Raw genomic sequence first — 15,840 nt, 5'->3', positions numbered from 1 at the left:
CACAGCCAGGGGCACGGTGACGTCATGGACGGGGGAAGGCAATGAAGAACGCGTGGGCGGTGCCCGGCTACGCGCAGGTGCGCGAGCTGGGCTCGGGGGCCAGTGGACGCGTGGTGCTCGCCGTGCACGAGGCGACGGGCACGGCGGTCGCCGTGAAGTACCTGAGCGACCGGCTGCGCGAGGACCCGGCCTTCATCGGGGAGTTCCGGGCCGAGGCCCGGCTCCTCGGCGGGCTGGAGTCCCCCTACGTCGTGCGGCTGTACGAGTACGTCGAGGCCCCGGGCGGCGCCGCCATCGTGATGGAGCTGATCGACGGGATCTCCCTGCAGGCCCTGCTCAAGGAGGCCGGACAGACCGACCCCGAGGCCGCGCTCGTGGTGCTGAAGGGCTCGCTGCTGGGTCTGGCGCACGCGCACCGGGCGGGCGTCGTCCACCGTGACTACAAGCCGGCGAACGTGCTGGTGGCGGCGGACGGTTCCTCACGTCTGGTGGACTTCGGGATCGCCGCCCGCCGCGGCACCACGCCCGGAGTCGCCGGCACCCCGGCCTACATGGCGCCTGAGCAGTGGCAGGGCCGGCCGGCGTCACCCGCCGCCGACGTGTACGCGGCGACGGCGACCTTCTTCGAGTGCCTCACCGGGCGCAAGCCGTACGCCGGGGAGAACTTCGCGGAGCTCGCGGTCCAGCACATCGAGGCTCCGGTACCGGAGACCGAGGCCCCCGAGCCCGTCCGGCCGCTGATCCGGCGCGGCCTCGCCAAGGCGCCCGAGCAGCGGCCGGAGAACGCCGAGGCGTTCGTGGCCGAACTGGAGGACGTGGCACTGGCCGCGTACGGGCCCGAGTGGGAGGAGCGCGGACAGCGCAAGCTGGCGGCGCTGGCCGCGCTGCTGCCGCTGCTGTTCCCCTCGGCGGGCGCGCCGGCGGCCGGCACCACGGCCGTGGCGACGACGACTCTGGCACCGCCGCCCCGCAGCTGGCTGCCCGACCGGCGCGGAGCGGTGGCCGCCGGTGTGGCGCTGGTGCTCGGCGCGATGATCGTGTTCTCGGCGCAGGCGGTGGGTGAACAGCGGGACGGTGCATCGGCGCTGAGCGCGTTCGCAACGACCAGCGCGGCGCCGGGCGGCGGTTTCCCCTCCCCGGTGGCCACCGCGTCGGCTTCGCCGTCGGCGTCCGCTTCCGCGTCGGCATCAGCGTCCGCGTCGCCGTCCGCGTCCGCGTCGCCGTCGCTGTCGCCGTCCACGAGCCCCGGGGCCTCGGTGACCCCGACCGCGACGCCCACCGCGACGACGACCACGCCGACGACCGCGCCGACCACCAGCCGCCCGCCGTCGCCGCGGCCGACGGTGGTGGTCGGGGCGATCAGGGTGGATCTCCGGCAGGTGGACTTCACGACGGGTGAGGCCGCCATCTCCATCGACGCGAAGGGCACGGCCCCGGTGAGCGTCACCGTCGAGTGGTTCAACAGCAACCAGTCCGGTGTTCTGGGTACCGCCGACGGCCGGGCGGAGACGCTGACGTACCAGCCGGGCAGCGGCGCGGTCGTCAGGCGGCATGCCTTCTCCGGGCAGGGCTGCTACTGGGGCGTGCGGGTCACCACGAAGCCCGCGGCGGGCAACGGTTCCCAGACCGACCAGGTCTGGCTGACGAGGTGCATGATCCGATGAGCGACGAAGAGTACAGCGCGACCGTTCTCGGCAGCCATTGGTTCAGTGGCCCGCCGCAGCCGCAGGAGGCCGTGCCCGACCGTGTAGAGGGTTCGGTCATGCGGTTCGGACCCGGCGTGACGGCCGCCATGCCCGCGCCGTTCCCGGTGGTCGTCCCCGTCGTGGTGCCGCCCCGGCGGCGGGGCGCCGGGCTGCGCCGGTACACCCTCGCCGCGGTCGTGCTGGCGGCGGTCCTCGCGTACCTCGGATGGCAGCGGTTCGGGCCCGGGATCGAGGTCCGCGACGTGGCCGTGACGACCGATCCGGCCGGCCCGGCCTGCGACGCGACCGCCGACGTGGTGGCCGTCGTGGGCACCAACGGCCGGCCGGGGACGCTCACCTACCGCTGGGTCCGCAGCGACGGCACCACGTCCGAGGAGCTGACCGAGCGGGTGCCGCGCGGCCAGCGCGAGGCCCGGCTGCACCTGCTGTGGACGTTCCGGGGCACGGGCAGCTACCAGGCGAAGGCCGAGCTCCAGCTGCTGTCGCCCGGACAGCGCACTGCCGCGGTGAACTTCACGTACCGCTGTACCCCGTAGCGGGCATCCGGATCACGGCGCGAGCGCCGTCGAGGTCGACGCGGGAGCGCGGCGGTGCGCCGTCCTCCTCGTCGTCGCGCAGGACGAGGGCGCTCCGGCGTTCCTTCAGCTCGTTCTGCTTGCCCGGCGAGAAGCTGGCGTGCAGTTGCTCGAACCCCGTGGAGGAGATCTGCCCCTGACGCCCGCTCCACCGCCGGGGGAGCAGACCGGCGCGGCCCGCCCGCACCAGCGCGAGGTCGAGGAAGGCCGTCGCGGTGAGCAGGACGGCCAGCCCCGGAAGGGTCATGAAGACGACGAAGCCCATGGCGGGACCGTAACCGGCCGGTCGCGGGCCACGCCCGCACGGGGTTCAGAACCGCGCGTGCGCGGTGATGTCCGCCTGGAACTCGCCCGTCATCGCCGGGGTCACCGTCGGCCGGCACTGCCGGACGGCCTCCAGGTAGTCCCGTGTGGTCGCGCCGAGCTGCGCGGCCGCCGCACCGCGCGCGCCCACCGCCTCCAGGTCCCGTTCGAAGGACACCTGTGCCGCGATCCGCGCCGCGTGCTCGATGTCGGCGGGTGTGAAGAGTTCGGACGCCTCGACGAGGGCGCTGACGTCGACGTCGGCGCGCCCGGCGGTGTAGCGGCCCCAGATCGCGGCGCGGGCGCCGGCGTCCGGAGTGCCGATCGGGATGAGGTAGTCGAAGCGCCCGGGCCGCAGGAAGGCCGGGTCGAGGGAGCGGATGGAGTTGGTGGCGCACACCAGGAGGCGTTCGTCGCCCTCCCGGAAGCCCGGTATCAGCTTCAGCAGCTCGTTCGTGACGCCGTGGATGCCACCGGGCTGCGCGGGCTCGGTGCGCACGGGGGCGATCTCCTCCACCTCGTCGATGAAGACGAGTACGCGCTCCAGTTCCGCGATCCGGGCGAAGGCGTCCCGCAGTGCCGCGGCCAGGTTGCCCTCGTCGGCGAGGCGTGAGGGCAGCAGTTCCACGAACGGCCAGCCGAGCCGGGAGGCGATGGCCCGCGCGAAGGTGGTCTTCCCGGTGCCGGGCGGGCCGAAGAGGGTGATGGCGCGCGGCGGCCGCACCCCGTGCGCGGCGGCCCGCTCGGGCTCGGCGAGCGGCAGCACCACGCGCCGCTCGATGAGGTCCTTCTCCTTCTCCATGCCGGCGACCCTGGACCACAGGTCGTTCGGCAGGAACCGGCCGCCGAGGTCGTCGAGGAGGCCGGCGGCCGGTCCGTGGAGCGGCTCGGTCTTCTCGAAGTAGGCGACGGCGGGCTGCCGGGTGTAGCCGGCGTTGAGGAGGCCTTCGCCGAGCAGGTCCTCCTCGGGCAGGACGTAGGCGATGCGGCCGACGCGGGCGGCGATGAGCCGTCGTTCGAGCTCGACGAGGAGGGCGCTGGCGAGGCCCCTGCCGCGCCAGCCGGCGGCGATCGCGATGCGCATGACCCAGGCGCGCTCGCCGGTGACGCAGGCGAGTGCCGCGCCGATCGGGACGCCCTGGTGGACGGCGACGACGCAGGGCTGCCGGCCGGTCAGTGCGCTGATGCACTCGGCGAGTGAGAAGACGGACTCCTGGCCGAGTTCGGCCGTGGTGTCGATCAGGTGGACCACCGCTGCGAGATCGCTCTCGCGGTAGTCGTGGATGAGCCAGTTCACCGGGTACCGCCCCTCGTTCGTGCTCGTTGCGGCGAGGCTAGGGGCGAGTGGGCCCGGCGATCTCGCTCCGCGGTGCACAACAGGCGGTCCGGAACCCCTCCGTGGCGTCCATAGACTGGTGCCTTCCGCCCGAACGCCAGAGCGAGGATCCCAGCAACTTCATGCTTTGCCACATACCCGCGGCCCGGCGCGGGCCCCTCCTCCACCTCGCCCCCTTCCTCTGGACCGTGGCCCTCGGCCTGTGGGGGCTCTCCCGGCAGGAGAGCGTGTGGCGCGACGAGGCGGCGACCTGGCAGGTGGCCGGGCGGTCGGCGGCGGAGATCTGGCGGATGCTCGGGAACGTCGACGCCGTCCACGGTCTCTACTACCTGCTGATGCACGGCCTCTTCGAGGTGTTCGGGGCGAGCACGACGACCCTGCGGCTGCCGTCCGTGCTGGCGGTCGCGTGTGCCGCCGCATGCGTGGCCGCGATCGGCGGGCGCCTGGCCGGTTCCTGGGCGGGGCTCGGCGGCGGGCTGGCGCTCGGGCTGCTCCCGGCCGTGCAGTTCTACCTCCAGGAGGGCCGGCCGTACGCGCTGGTCGCGGCGGGGGCGGGGCTGTCGACGCTGCTGCTGGTGTCGTTGCTGGAGGAGCGGCCCGGGCGGCGGGCCCTGCCGCGCTGGACGGCGTACGGGGCGGCCGTGCTGGTGTGCGCGCTGCTGAACTGGCTTTCGCTGCTGGTCCTGCCCGCGCACGCGGCGACCCTGTGGTGGGTGCGGGCGGGACGCGGGGTGTGGCTGCGCTGGGCGGCGTACGGCGCCGGGGCGGTGGCGGGTGCGCTGCCGCTGGTCCTGTTCAGCCGCGGCCAGTCCGACCAGGTGTCCTGGATACCGCCGCTGACCTGGCACATGCTGATCGGCCCGGGGATCCTGCTGGCGATCGGCGCGCTGGGGGCGTGGGCGGACCGGCCGGACCGGTCACGGCTGTCGGCGGCGGCGGTGGGGCTGCCGCTGCTGGCGGTGCCTCAGCTCGGGCTGATCGGGCTGTCTCTGTTCCAGCCGCTGTTCCTGGACCGGTACGTGTTGTTCAGCATGGTGGGCCTGGCGCTGCTGATCGGCGCGGCCCTGGGTGCTGCCGTACGGGCCTGCGCGCCCCGGTTCCCGAGGGCGTCGGCCCTGCTGGTGCCGGGGGTGGTGGGGGTGTCGGTGCTGGCCCTGCTGCCGGTGGAGCTGGGCAAGCGGGCCCCGGCCAGCCGGGTCGACGACGTGCTGGCCGTGGCGGGTGAGGTGGCGCTGCTGAAAAGGGACGGGGACGGGGTGCTGTTCCTACCGGCGGCGCGGCGGGACACCGCGCTGGTCTCCCCCGGCTCCTTCACGGGCCTGACCGACCTGGCGCTGGCCGAGAGCCCGGTGGCGTCGGCCACCCTCAAGGGCGAGGAGGCGCAGCCGGCGCGGATCCGGGAGGCCCTGCTGGAGCAGCGGCGGGTGCTGCTGGTGACGGACTCGGCCAAGGTCGCGAAGGCCCCGTCGGCGGAGCGGGACAAGGCGAAGGCCGCGGTGCTGCGGGAGCGGTTCACGGTGGTGGAGGACCGGCAGGTGCGGGGGCGCCGGGTGACGGTGTACGAGCGCCGCGACTGACCGAAGGGCGGGGCGGCGGGGCGACGGCGGGGTGTCTCGTCCGGGGCTGTGCCGGTCGGAACCGTCTCGTCCGGTCATGGCACGTCCTTCACGCCGTGTTCACAGGATTCACAGGGGATTCATACGGAACACCGTCCTCCGGTCATAGGTTCGGGGGGCAGGGTGGAAAACATGATCCAGGACACGCTCCCCCGATCGGCCCGGCGCTCCCGTGCGCGGCGGGCGTCACGGATCCTGCTCGCGCTGGCCGCGATGGCCGCGCTGATCGGCGTGGACCTGCCCGATGCGGCGTCCGGACCGCCGCTGGGCGTCACCGCGTGGGCCCGGCCCGGCGCCGAGGCCGACCGCGTGGGCGCCCTCTTCGCCGACGGCCTCGAGGGCGGGCACTTCTGCACCGCCGCGGTCGTGCGCAGCGACGACCGCGACGTGATCGCCACCGCCGCGCACTGCCTGGAGAGCACCGGCACCACCGTCTTCGCGCCCGGATACCGGGACGGGGAGGCTCCGTACGGCCTGTGGAAGATCACCGGCGTGCACGTGGCGCCGGAGTGGACCGCCGGGCAGGACCCGGACGCCGACATCGCCTTCGCGACGGTGGCGCCGGTGGACGGCGGACAGACCCGCCGCGTCGAGGACGTCGTGGGCGGCTTCCCGGTCGCGGCCGAGCAGCCCGCCGGGGCCAGGGTGACGGTCATCGGCTACCCCCGGACGCTGGAGGCGCCGCTGCGCTGCGCCAACACCGCCGGCCTGTTCTCCCCCACCCAGCGCCGGATCGGCTGCCCGGACCTCAGCGGCGGCACCAGCGGCAGCCCCTGGCTGGTGGACGGGGCGGTGGCGGGGGTGCTCGGGGGCCACGAGGGCGGCGGGACCGTGCCGGAGATCTCGTACAGCGCGGTGATGGGCGATCAGGCGGTGGAGCTGTACCGGGAGGCCGCGGTCGACGGCTGACGGCCGGTGCGGGCTCTGCGCCCGATCCCCGAGAGGCCCTCAGGCACGGGCGGCCGGGATGCGTTCCGCCTCCGGCGCGGAGGGCTGCGCGGGCAGCCGGCCGAGCGTCGCCGGACAGGGTGTGCCCAGGCGGATGTCCTGCACCCCGCGCCGCAGGCTGTCGCGCAGCAGGCGGCCCAGCGGGCGCTCGACGAGCCGGTGCACGAGCCAGGCGACGGCCACCATGGCGGCGGTCACCCCGAGGGCGAGCGGGACGGGTGCGACGTCGCCGCGGAAGTGATGGATGGCGGTCAGCCCGGCCATCATGTGGATCAGGTAGAGCGGGTAGGTGACCGCTCCGGCGTGCGGGAGCCAGCGCCACTGGACGCGGTCGAGGGCGCCGAGGGCTATGGCCGCCATGACGGCGAATCCGAGGACGATGATCACGTGGGCCGGCCAGGCGGGCGTCTGCTGGGTGGCGCTCCGGCCCAGGCTGGAGATCATGCGGGCGTGCACGTGGTGCTGGGCGAGGAGGAACTGCACGCCGACCACGGCCCACAGGACGGCGTTCGGCCGGAAGCGGCGCATCAGGTGGAAGGCGATGCCCGCGATGAAGTACGGGGACGCCGACGACACCGCGAAGAAGGACAGCAGCCCGCTGTCGACGGTCGGGGCCACGACGCCGGCGAGGGTCCAGACCCCGCAGAAGAGCACGCAGTTGCGGTAGGTCACGCCGCGCATGACGACCAGCGCGAACAGCACGTAGAACTTGAGCTCGACGAAGAGGGTCCAGTACGCGTCGTCCACGTGCGGGACCCCGACACCGGCCTGCAGCATCGAAAGGTTCACCACGACGTCGCTGAACGACGCCACCCTCCGTACCTCGGGCCAGTTGAACAGCACGAGCGAGGTGAAGACCACAGCCGCCCAGTACGCGGGGAAGAGCCGGGACACCCGGGATACCGCGAAGTCACCCACGGTGCGGCCCCAGGCGCTCATGCAGATCACGAAGCCGCTGACCAGGAAGAAGATCTCGACGCCGAGCCAGCCGTAGACGGCCAGCGCGTGCGCGGCCGGGAAGACGCCCTCGGCCGGCTCGCCCCAGGCGCTGTCGAGGGCCGCGTAGTGGTAGAAGAGGACGGAGAGTGCGGCGAGCACCCGGATGCCGTCGAGGGCCACGAGGCGCGGCCCCGGCCCTCCGGCGCGCGGGGCGCCGTCCCTCGGGCGCCCGCCCGTCCCCGGTATGCCGGCCCTTCCACCTGCGCTCATCCTTCGACCCCCGATGCTGGACGGTCCCTGTCTGACCCGTCGGATCTGCGGAACCTTACAGCGCCCTCCGGACAGCTCCGGCCGACACCCACCATGATCGACAAGACACCCCTAGGGTGTTTCGGTGAGGGCCGCGGGGATCTCGAACCAGGTGGGCTCGTCCTGCAGGGCCCGGTGGATCCGGTCCAGGGCGAAGGACTCCAGCGGCGGCAGCGCGTCCACGTCGAACCAGTCGACTTCGAGGGACTCGGGGTCGTTGACCCGGGCCTCGCCGCCGGTGGCGCGGCAGCGGAAGGTGATGTCCTGGAACTGGCAGACGTCGCCGTTGGGATAGGTGATCGGCTCCAGCATCTGGACCAGGACCACGCGCTCGGGCACGCAGTGCACGGCCGTCTCCTCGTACACCTCGCGCACGACGGTCTCGGCGGGCTGCTCGCCCGGCTCGGCGATGCCGCCGACCACGGACCACCGCCCGGTGTCGGAGCGCCGGCCGAGCAGCACCCTGCCCAGGTCGTCGAGGACGATGGCCGTGACCCCGGGCAGCAGGAGCAGCTGGTGCCCGGCGGACTCACGGATCCGCCGGATGAAATCGGGTGTGGTCATCCCCCGACCCTACGAGGCCGGGAGCCGGTCCCGGCTCAGGCGGCGCGGCGGGCGCGGGTCCGGCGGGCGGCGAGCACGCCGAGGCCGCCGGCGGCGAGCAGCAGCAGGGCGTATTCGGGGAGCGGCCCGAGGACGGTCGCCGGGGTGCGGCCGGAGCGGAGCGGGATCTCGGCGACGAGCGCGTCCGCGGTGAACATCTTCGTCTCCGAGACGATCCGCCCGTCGGGCCGGATGACCGCGCTGACCCCGCTGGTGACGGGGACGAGGACGGTGCGGCTGTGCTCGACCGCGCGGATCCGGTCCATGGCGAGCTGCTGGTAGGTCATCTGCGTGCGGCCGAAGGTGGCGTTGTTGCTCGGTACGGCGATCACCTGGGCGCCGTCCTGGACGGTCGAGCGGACGGCGTCGTCGAAGGCGGCCTCGAAGCAGGTGACCATGCCGACGCCGCTGCCGGCCATGTCGAAGACGCCGGGGTCCTTGCCGGGCCCGAAGTCGCGGCGCACCCGGTCCACGTCGGAGCTGAAGAGCCGGACGAAGGAGCGCATCGGGATGCGCTCGCCGAAGGGCTGGATCTTGCGCTTGTCGTAGGTCGCGCCGGGGCCGCCGACGGGGTCCCAGAGGATCATCGTGTTGCGCAGCGGGCCCGTCTCCGGGGCGACGACCGCGCCGATCGCCACGGGCACGCCGATGGCCTTGACCGCCTCGTCGATGACGGCGTGGGCGTCGGGTTCGGCGTACGGGTCGAGGTCGGAGGAGTTCTCGGGCCAGACGACGAAGTCGGGCCTGGGGGTCCGGCCGGCCTTGACGTCCTCGGCGAGCTGGATGGTCCGCTTGACGTGGTTGTCGAGGACGGCCCGGCGCTGGGCGTTGAAGTCGAGGCCGAGGCGGGGCACGTTGCCCTGGATGACGGCGGCCACCGCGGTGCCGTCCTCGGCGGCGTCGGAGACCAGCGGGCGGGCGGCGAGTCCCGCGCCGATCGGGGCGGCGACGGTGAGGGCGGTCAGCGCGGCGGTGGTGCGGCCGGGGTGGCGGCGGGCGATGCGCAGGGCCTCGTACAGGCCGAATCCGCAGAGGGCCACGCCGAAGGAGAGCAGTGGTGTACCGCCGAGCGCGACGAGCGGGGTGAAGACGCCGTCGGCCTGTCCGAAGGCGAGCTTGCCCCAGGGGAACCCGCCGAAGGGCGCCCGGGCGCGCAGGGCCTCGCCCGCGACCCACACGGCGGCGGCGAACAGCGGCCAGGCCGGGAGCCGGCTGACGAGGGCGATGCCGAGGCCGGTGAGACCGATGAAGAGGGCTTCGAGGGAGGCCAGCGCCAGCCAGGGCACGGGGCCGACCTCCTCCCCGGTCCACACGAGGAGCGGCAGCAGGTAGCCGAGCCCGGCCAGGGTGGCGAGCCCGAAGCCGGCCCGCGGACGGCGGTGGTACAGGCATCCGGCGAGCAGGGCGAGGGCGAGCGGGGCGAGCCACCACAGGGGGCGGGGCGGGAAGCTGAGGTAGAGCAGCACGCCGGACAGTGCGGCGAGGGCCGGCCGGACCAGCCGGGCACCCCTGCGCACCGGCGCGGCCGGAGTGGCCGGGGTGGCGGGAGGCGTCACGGAGGGCGTCCTGGGCTCGGACGGTCCGTCGGCGGGCCGCGAGGGCTCGTTCGGGGCGGCCTCGCGCGTCACACTGCTGCTCATCTGGCGGAGTGTACGTCCCCGGGCCGTCGGATCCGGTAAGCGCCTCGGTCCGTGCGGCGTGCGCGGCGGGACCTCAGCCGGCGAGGGTGCGCAGGTGGGCGCGGATGACGCGGACGGCGTTCTCGGCGTCGTCGACGGTCACCGTGAAGAGCTCGCCGTCGACCAGCGTCAGTTCGAGGCCCTCGCCGCGCCGGACGATCACCGCGGTGCCCTTCTCGGGGCGCCAGCGGCATCCCCAGCCGCCCCAGTGCTGCGGGGTGATCCGGGGGAGGAACGCGGCCGAGGCCACGTCCGCGAGCTCGATCCTGCGGCGCGGGAACCCGATGTGGCCGCAGCGCACCACGAGGGCCTGGGCGTCGACGGTGACGGCGACGTGCACGAAGGCGACCGTGCCGTAGACCATGAGCAGCCCGGCCGCGAGGCAGCCGGTCACCGCCATGAGGAGCGGGACGAAGCCGGAGGTCCACGCGTTGTCGACGGCCAGCTCGACACCGAGCGCCACGCAGGCCGCACCGGCGGCCGCGAGCAGCCACTGCAGGGGGTTGGTGGCCCTGCCCGTCCAGAGCGGACCAGGGGGGTGACCCGTCATACGTAGCAGCGTACCCACGTTCCGGAAGGACACCACCGTCGCGCGCCCGACCCACCGGCGGACGCCCTCAGGGGGCCTTGCGCGCCACGCGGTAGCGCAGGTGCACGACCTTCGAGCCGAAGGTCCGGGTCTCGACGAGTTCGAGGTCCACCCGGCGGCCGTGCTGGGGGAAGAACGGGATGCCGCCGCCGACCAGCACCGGGTAGACCATGACCCGGTACTCGTCGATCAGGTCCAGCGCGGCCGCCTCGGCGGCGAGCGTCGCACCGCCGAGGGCGATGTCGCCGTCCCCCGGCTCGGCCCGCAACCGCTCGATCTCCTCTGCCAGACCGCCCGAGGCCAGGCGGGCGTTGCCCTGCACCGTCGACAGGCTGCTGGAGAACACCACCTTCGGAAGCGGGTTCCAGACCTGGACCCATTCGAGTGATGGGGGGTCGAGTGTCTCCTGGTCGACCGTCTCCCAGTACAGCATCGTCTCGTACAGTCGCCGCCCCAACAGGTGGACGCCGAGCTCACGGGTCTCGTCGATCCAGAAGCGGAAGATCTCGTCGTCGGGTTCCGTCCACTCGAAGTCGCCGTCCGGCCCGACGATGAAGCCGTCGAGTGAGACGCCCATCGCGTAGGTCACGCTTCGCATAGAAGTCCTCCTCGGTGAGGATCCGACAGTACGGCTGCCGGGCGCCGCGGAACTCGTCGCGACGCGCGCGGGCCTTCCGTGCCGGGCGCGTCAGGCCGGGAGGAGCGCCGCGAGCGCGTCGCGCAGGGCGGGGCGGCAGCCGGTCATGAACCGGTGCAGGGCCCGCGGGCCGAGGGCGACGCGCTGGGCGCTGCGGCGGCGCTCCGCGTCGTACGCGCGCAGGGCGCGGGGCAGCCCGCCCGGCCCGTCGGCGGCGGCGACGGCGCGGGGCAGGGCGTCGGCGTCGAGCAGGCGGTGCCGGCGCCCTGTACTACATCTGTGGTACCACGGCTGTGGTTATGCTGCCCCCGTGAATCAGGACCGGAGGGACCGGCTGCGGGACGCGGCCGTCGTCGTACTGGCGGAGTCGGGCGGGCGCGGACTGACCCACCGGGCCGTCGACGCGGCCGCGGACGTGCCGACGGGCACGGCCAAGAACTACTTCCCCACGCGCGACGCCCTGCTCCGCGCGGTGGCCGAACGCTGCGTGGAGCAGTACCGGGCACTGGCCGCGTCCCTGGCGGGGGCCGGGCCGGGTCCGGCCGACGCCGACCAGCTCGCGGCGCTGCTCGCCGGACTGCTGCGGGACGTGGCGGGGCCGGGGCGCCCCCGCGTCCTGGCCTATCTGGAGCTGCGGACCGAGGGGACCCGGCGGCCGTGGCTGGCCGCGCTCCTGGACCCGATCCCCGCGGCGGACTTCGCCGCGCACGCGCACCTGTTGCGGACGGCCGGACTGCCGGCCGGGCCGGAGCGGGCCCGGGCCCTGACCCTCGCCCTGCACGGCGCCGTCCCCCACCTGCTGAGCGGAGCCCCGGCGACCCTGGCCGCCGCCGGCCTGGACGACCTGGACCGGTTCACCCGCGGGCTGCTGGCCGCCGTACACCCCGAGGAGGCACGATGACCGCGCCCACCCGGGTCGACCGGGCCGTGGGAGCCGTGCTCGGCTCTGCCGCGGGCGACGCGCTCGGCGCCCCGTACGAGTTCGGCCCGGCAGGGCAGTTGAGCGCGCGGGGCGAGGAGATGCGCGGGGGCGGCGGCTGGGATCCGGGCGAGGCGACGGACGACACGCAGATGGCCGTCCTGGTCGCCGAGTCGCTGCTGGAGCACGACGGCCTCGAACTCCCCGACGTCTTCGCCCGGTTCCAGCGGTGGGCCGCCGGGCACCCCAAGGACATCGGCCTGCAGACCGAGGACGTGCTCACCAGCGGCCGGCCCTGGGACCTCGCGGCGGCGCTGCACTTCCAGGTCAACACCCGGGCGGCAGGCAACGGTTCCCTGATGCGGGCCGCCACCCCGGCCGTGTACTTCGCCGCCGCCGGACGGGAGGCGACCATGGACGCCGCGCGCCGGATCGCCGCCCTCACCCACGGCGACCAGGCCGCCTGGGAGGGGACCGCGATCCTGCACGAGCTCGTCCGGGTCGCCCTGGACGGCGCCGATCCGCTCGCCGCCCTCCCGGCCGCCCTCGACGCGGTGCACCCGGACCACCGCGAGCGCTACGGCAGGGTGCTCGCCCCCGACTGGCACCCGGGGCTGGCCACCGAGTTCAACGGGGCCGTGTGGCCCTGCCTGGGCTCGGCGGTGTGGGCGCTGCGCACCACCACCGGGTTCGCCGAGGCCGTACGGGCCGCAGTGGACCTGGGCGGGGACACGGACACGGTGGCCGCGGTGACGGGCGCCCTGGCCGGCGCGCGGTACGGGCAGGGCGCGGTGCCCGCACCTTGGACGGCCCCACTCCACGTGCCACTGCCCGGGTTCGGCGAACGGGTCCTGGACGCCGACGACCTGCGCGCACTGGCTCAGCGGCTCGCGGCGGCCGGCTCCCGCTGAAGCTCCAGGCGGCGGCCGCGGAATCCGGCGCGCAGCCGCCGGTCGTGCGTGACCACCACCAGGGTCCCGCCGAAGTGGGCCAGGGCCGCCTCCAGTTCCTCCACCACGGCCGGAGCCAGGTGGTTGGTCGGTTCGTCCAGCAGGAGCAGGTCCAGGGGCCGCGCCACCAGCCGGGCCAGTTCCAGCTTCCGGCGCTGGCCGGCCGAGAGGGTGCGCACCGGCCGGGTCAGGTCGGCCGGGGCCAGCAGGCCGAGCCCGGCGACGAACCGGTCGGCGTGCTCCTGCCCGAACAGCTCGACGACGGAGCGGGGTTCGTCCGCCCAGGGGTCGTCCTGCCGCAGCAGTCCCACGCGCGCGGGCGTTCGTACCAGGCCCTGCTCGGGCTGCAGTTCACCTGCCAATAGGCCCAACAGGGTCGATTTTCCGGCACCGTTGGGGCCGGTGACCAGGAGCCGCTCCCCCGGGGCGAGGTGCAGCGTGACCGGATCGAGCCGTCCCGGCAGTGCCGCGCCGGCCAGTTCCACGGCCCCGGCGGCGCCTTCGGTGAACCGCCCGGTGAAGGCGAGCGGCCGCGGGGGCGGCGGTACCGGGTTCTCGGTCAGCCGGTGCAGGCGTTCACGGGCCGTGCGGATGCGGCTCGCGGCGCCGTGGGTGCGCGAGCGGGCGCGGAATGCCCCGGCCCCGCTGAAGCCTCGCGGCAGCTTGCGCGGGATCGCGGTGAACCGCCCGATGTTGGTGTCGGCGAGCCGTTCGGCGCTGCGCACCTCCTCGCGCCATTCCTCGTACTCCCGCTCCCGGCGGGCCCGTTCGGCGGCGCGGCCGGCCAGGAACCCGCCGTATCCGTTGCCGAAGCGGCGGACCGTCCGGCGGTCCGCGTCGACCTCCAGGACGGCGGTCGTGACCCGGTCGAGGAAGAGCCGGTCGTGGGTGACGGCAACGAGGGTTCCGCGGTGGGCCAGCAGGTGTTCCTCCAGCCAGGCGACGGCCTCGTCGTCGAGGTCGTTGGTGGGCTCGTCGAGCAGGAGCAGTTCCGGCTCGGCGGCCAGGGCGGCCGCGAGGGCGAGCCGGGAGCGCTGGCCGCCGGACAGGGCGCCGAGCCGGCGGTCGGGGTCGATGTCGGCGCGTTCGCCGAGGCGTCGCAGGGTGGTCGCGACCCGACGCTGGGCGTCGCGGCCGCCGCGCGCGTCGTAGGCGGCGAGGAGGTCCCCGTACGCGGCGAGCTCCCCGGGGCCGGCCCGGTGCAGCAGGGCCTCGGCGGCGCGGATCCGGCGCTCGAGGCGGCGCAGGTCTGCGAGGGCGAGATCGACGGCCTCGCCGACACGGGAGTCCGGGGGGAGGTCGAGGGTCTGCGCGAGGTGCCCGGTACCACCGGGGGCGGTGACGGTGACCTCGCCATGGTCGGGGCGTTCCCGCCCGGCGAGGAGCCGGAGCAGCGTGGATTTTCCGGAACCGTTGTCGCCGACGACACCGACCCGCTCGCCGGGCCGGACCGTGCAGCTGACCCGGTCCAGGACGACGCGGGTGTCGTAGGCCTTGGTGACCTCGGACAGGACGATCTGGGTGGAGGCGAGTGGAGCGCGCAATGGCGGTTCCTTCCGAAGGGGACAAAGGATGGAGACGAGACGTTGCGTCTCGCTATGCCCAGAAACATAACCGAAGCCCGGAGCTTTCACAAGACGTTCCGTCTCGCCTATCGGCGGGGGCGGCCGGAACCTCGTGCGGTGGAGGGCCTTGAACGCGACATCACACGGCGGCACCCGGCGGACGGGCCCGGGACGGAGGGCACGTCCGCGGGACGCGTCCCCGAGGGGTCGTCAGCCGACGGGTCGTCAGCCGCGGGTCGTCAGCCGACTGGCGCGCCCTGGCCCGCCAGCAGCCGTCCCTCGGCGTAGGCGAACGCGGCGGCGGGCAGGGTCGCCACACGGCCGCTGTGCAGGACGGTCAGGCTGCCGGTACGGGGCAGGCCCGGCTCGGCGGTGGCGCCGATACGGCGCAGCGCCTGGACGGCGACCGGCTCGGCGGAGCCGTGGAAGACCAGCTCCGCTCCCCCGGTCCGCGCGGCGAGGGCGGCCCGGATGGGGCCCTCGGTCAGCTCGTAGTGGGTGCACCCGAGCACGACGTCGGTGACGTCGGCCGGGGTCAGCGCGGCGGCCGCGGCGACGGCCGCGGTCACGGCGGCGTCGTCGGCGGCCTCCACGGCGTCGGCGAGCCCCGGGCAGGGCACCTCGGTGACCCGGGCGCCGGTGGCGAAGTCGCGGATGAGCCCGCGCTGGTAGGGGCTGCCGGTGGTGGCGGGGGTGGCCCAGATGGCCACCCGGCCGCCGGCCGCCGCGGCCGGCTTGATCGCGGGCACGGTCCCGATGACCGGGATGGCCGGCTCCAGCTCGGCCCGCAGGGCGTCCAGGGCGTGCACGCTGGCGGTGTTGCAGGCCACGATCAGCGCGTCGGGACGGAGCTCGGCGGCGGCCCGGGCCACGGCCAGGGCCCGCCCGGCGAGGTCGTCGGGGGTCCGCGGGCCCCAGGGCATCCCGTCGGGGTCGGAGGAGAGGACCAGATCCGCGTCCGGCCGCAGCCGCCGCACCGCCGCGGCCGCCGCGAGGAGGCCGATTCCGGAGTCCATGAGCGCGATCTTCACCCGCACACCTTAGTCGACACCGCCCCCGCAACCAAGCCGCCCGCGGCGGCGGGCGCCGGGGTGCCCATCTGGGCCCCCCCCGCCACCACCGGCAGCCCCTACCAGCGCGGGCTCATCCGCGACTTCGCCACCGGC

The 15,840-nt window shown here is 74.7% G+C and carries 15 protein-coding genes and 2 pseudogenes; 7 read left to right on the top strand and 10 right to left on the bottom strand.

Annotation, left to right across the window (positions count from 1 at the left end; genetic code table 11):
• The first annotated feature begins 41 nt into the window (after nt 1-41).
• Both IH80_RS0134935 and IH80_RS0134930 read left to right on the top strand, forming a co-directional pair.
• Nucleotides 42-1,664, top strand: coding sequence for a serine/threonine-protein kinase (locus tag IH80_RS0134935; protein ID WP_030965813.1), 1,623 nt, complete (start codon nt 42-44; stop codon nt 1,662-1,664).
• Nucleotides 1,661-2,242 (top strand): hypothetical protein, encoded by a 582-nt coding sequence (locus tag IH80_RS0134930; protein WP_030965812.1) that lies wholly within the window; start codon nt 1,661-1,663, stop codon nt 2,240-2,242. The genes IH80_RS0134935 and IH80_RS0134930 overlap by 4 nt, the downstream gene beginning before the upstream one ends.
• Here IH80_RS0134930 and IH80_RS0134925 read toward each other — a convergent pair.
• On the bottom strand, nt 2,220-2,546 hold the full coding sequence (locus tag IH80_RS0134925; protein WP_030965811.1) for a DUF6191 domain-containing protein: 327 nt from the start codon (nt 2,544-2,546) through the stop codon (nt 2,220-2,222). The two genes, IH80_RS0134930 and IH80_RS0134925, sit on opposite strands and share 23 nt — an antisense overlap.
• A 45-nt stretch (nt 2,547-2,591) precedes the next feature.
• The gene (locus IH80_RS0134920) at nt 2,592-3,881 is read right to left on the bottom strand and encodes an ATP-binding protein (RefSeq protein WP_030965809.1); all 1,290 of its coding nucleotides are present in this window, start codon (nt 3,879-3,881) and stop codon (nt 2,592-2,594) included.
• Between the two features lie 161 nt (nt 3,882-4,042).
• Between IH80_RS0134920 and IH80_RS0134915 the strand changes: the two genes are divergently transcribed.
• Both IH80_RS0134915 and IH80_RS0134910 read left to right on the top strand, forming a co-directional pair.
• Entirely contained in the window at nt 4,043-5,497 is a 1,455-nt protein-coding gene (locus tag IH80_RS0134915; RefSeq protein WP_030965808.1) for a glycosyltransferase family 39 protein, read from the top strand.
• A gap of 171 nt (nt 5,498-5,668) precedes the next feature.
• Nucleotides 5,669-6,445 carry a trypsin-like serine peptidase gene (locus IH80_RS0134910; RefSeq protein ID WP_030965807.1) on the top strand — a complete coding sequence of 259 codons (777 nt, stop codon included), beginning with the start codon at nt 5,669-5,671 and terminating at the stop codon, nt 6,443-6,445.
• Nucleotides 6,446-6,484: 39 nt separating this feature from the next.
• Here IH80_RS0134910 and IH80_RS0134905 read toward each other — a convergent pair whose 3' ends face one another.
• The 6 genes and pseudogenes from IH80_RS0134905 to IH80_RS46525 form a co-directional block, all read right to left on the bottom strand.
• The gene (locus IH80_RS0134905) at nt 6,485-7,693 is read right to left on the bottom strand and encodes an acyltransferase family protein (protein WP_078906896.1); all 1,209 of its coding nucleotides are present in this window, start codon (nt 7,691-7,693) and stop codon (nt 6,485-6,487) included.
• Between the two features lie 111 nt (nt 7,694-7,804).
• Complete coding sequence (locus IH80_RS0134900; RefSeq protein WP_030965804.1) at nt 7,805-8,296, bottom strand: NUDIX hydrolase; 492 nt, start codon at nt 8,294-8,296, stop codon at nt 7,805-7,807.
• A gap of 35 nt (nt 8,297-8,331) precedes the next feature.
• On the bottom strand, nt 8,332-9,975 hold the full coding sequence (gene lnt, locus IH80_RS0134895; protein WP_078906895.1) for an apolipoprotein N-acyltransferase: 1,644 nt from the start codon (nt 9,973-9,975) through the stop codon (nt 8,332-8,334).
• Nucleotides 9,976-10,048: 73 nt separating this feature from the next.
• On the bottom strand, nt 10,049-10,564 hold the full coding sequence (locus IH80_RS0134890; RefSeq protein WP_030965802.1) for a hypothetical protein: 516 nt from the start codon (nt 10,562-10,564) through the stop codon (nt 10,049-10,051).
• 67 nt (nt 10,565-10,631) lie between these two features.
• Complete coding sequence (locus tag IH80_RS0134885) at nt 10,632-11,201, bottom strand: dihydrofolate reductase family protein (RefSeq protein ID WP_030965801.1); 570 nt, start codon at nt 11,199-11,201, stop codon at nt 10,632-10,634.
• A 90-nt stretch (nt 11,202-11,291) separates the two neighbouring features.
• Nucleotides 11,292-11,492, bottom strand: a pseudogene (locus IH80_RS46525) (FAD-dependent monooxygenase); the annotation flags it as partial.
• 58 nt (nt 11,493-11,550) lie between these two features.
• Here IH80_RS46525 and IH80_RS0134880 point away from each other — a divergent pair.
• Both IH80_RS0134880 and IH80_RS0134875 read left to right on the top strand, forming a co-directional pair.
• Nucleotides 11,551-12,141: a TetR/AcrR family transcriptional regulator gene (locus IH80_RS0134880; RefSeq protein WP_030965800.1), complete on the top strand. Its 591-nt coding sequence runs from the start codon at nt 11,551-11,553 to the stop codon at nt 12,139-12,141.
• A complete protein-coding gene (locus tag IH80_RS0134875) occupies nt 12,138-13,070 on the top strand; it encodes an ADP-ribosylglycohydrolase family protein (RefSeq protein ID WP_030965798.1) in 933 nt (310 codons plus the stop codon). The genes IH80_RS0134880 and IH80_RS0134875 overlap by 4 nt, the downstream gene beginning before the upstream one ends.
• Here IH80_RS0134875 and IH80_RS0134870 read toward each other — a convergent pair.
• Both IH80_RS0134870 and IH80_RS0134865 read right to left on the bottom strand, forming a co-directional pair.
• Nucleotides 13,040-14,653, bottom strand: coding sequence for an ATP-binding cassette domain-containing protein (locus tag IH80_RS0134870; RefSeq protein ID WP_030965797.1), 1,614 nt, complete (start codon nt 14,651-14,653; stop codon nt 13,040-13,042). The two genes, IH80_RS0134875 and IH80_RS0134870, sit on opposite strands and share 31 nt — an antisense overlap.
• A 260-nt stretch (nt 14,654-14,913) precedes the next feature.
• Nucleotides 14,914-15,705 carry a glutamate racemase gene (locus tag IH80_RS0134865; RefSeq protein ID WP_030965796.1) on the bottom strand — a complete coding sequence of 264 codons (792 nt, stop codon included), beginning with the start codon at nt 15,703-15,705 and terminating at the stop codon, nt 14,914-14,916.
• A gap of 9 nt (nt 15,706-15,714) precedes the next feature.
• Between IH80_RS0134865 and IH80_RS47540 the strand changes: the two are divergent.
• Nucleotides 15,715-15,840 (top strand): annotated as a pseudogene (locus IH80_RS47540) (glutamate racemase); the annotation flags it as partial.

The organism is Streptomyces sp. NRRL S-378 (assembly GCF_000720645.1).
Lineage (GTDB): Bacteria > Actinomycetota > Actinomycetes > Streptomycetales > Streptomycetaceae > Streptomyces.
This window is presented reverse-complemented; position numbering and strand designations above follow the sequence as displayed.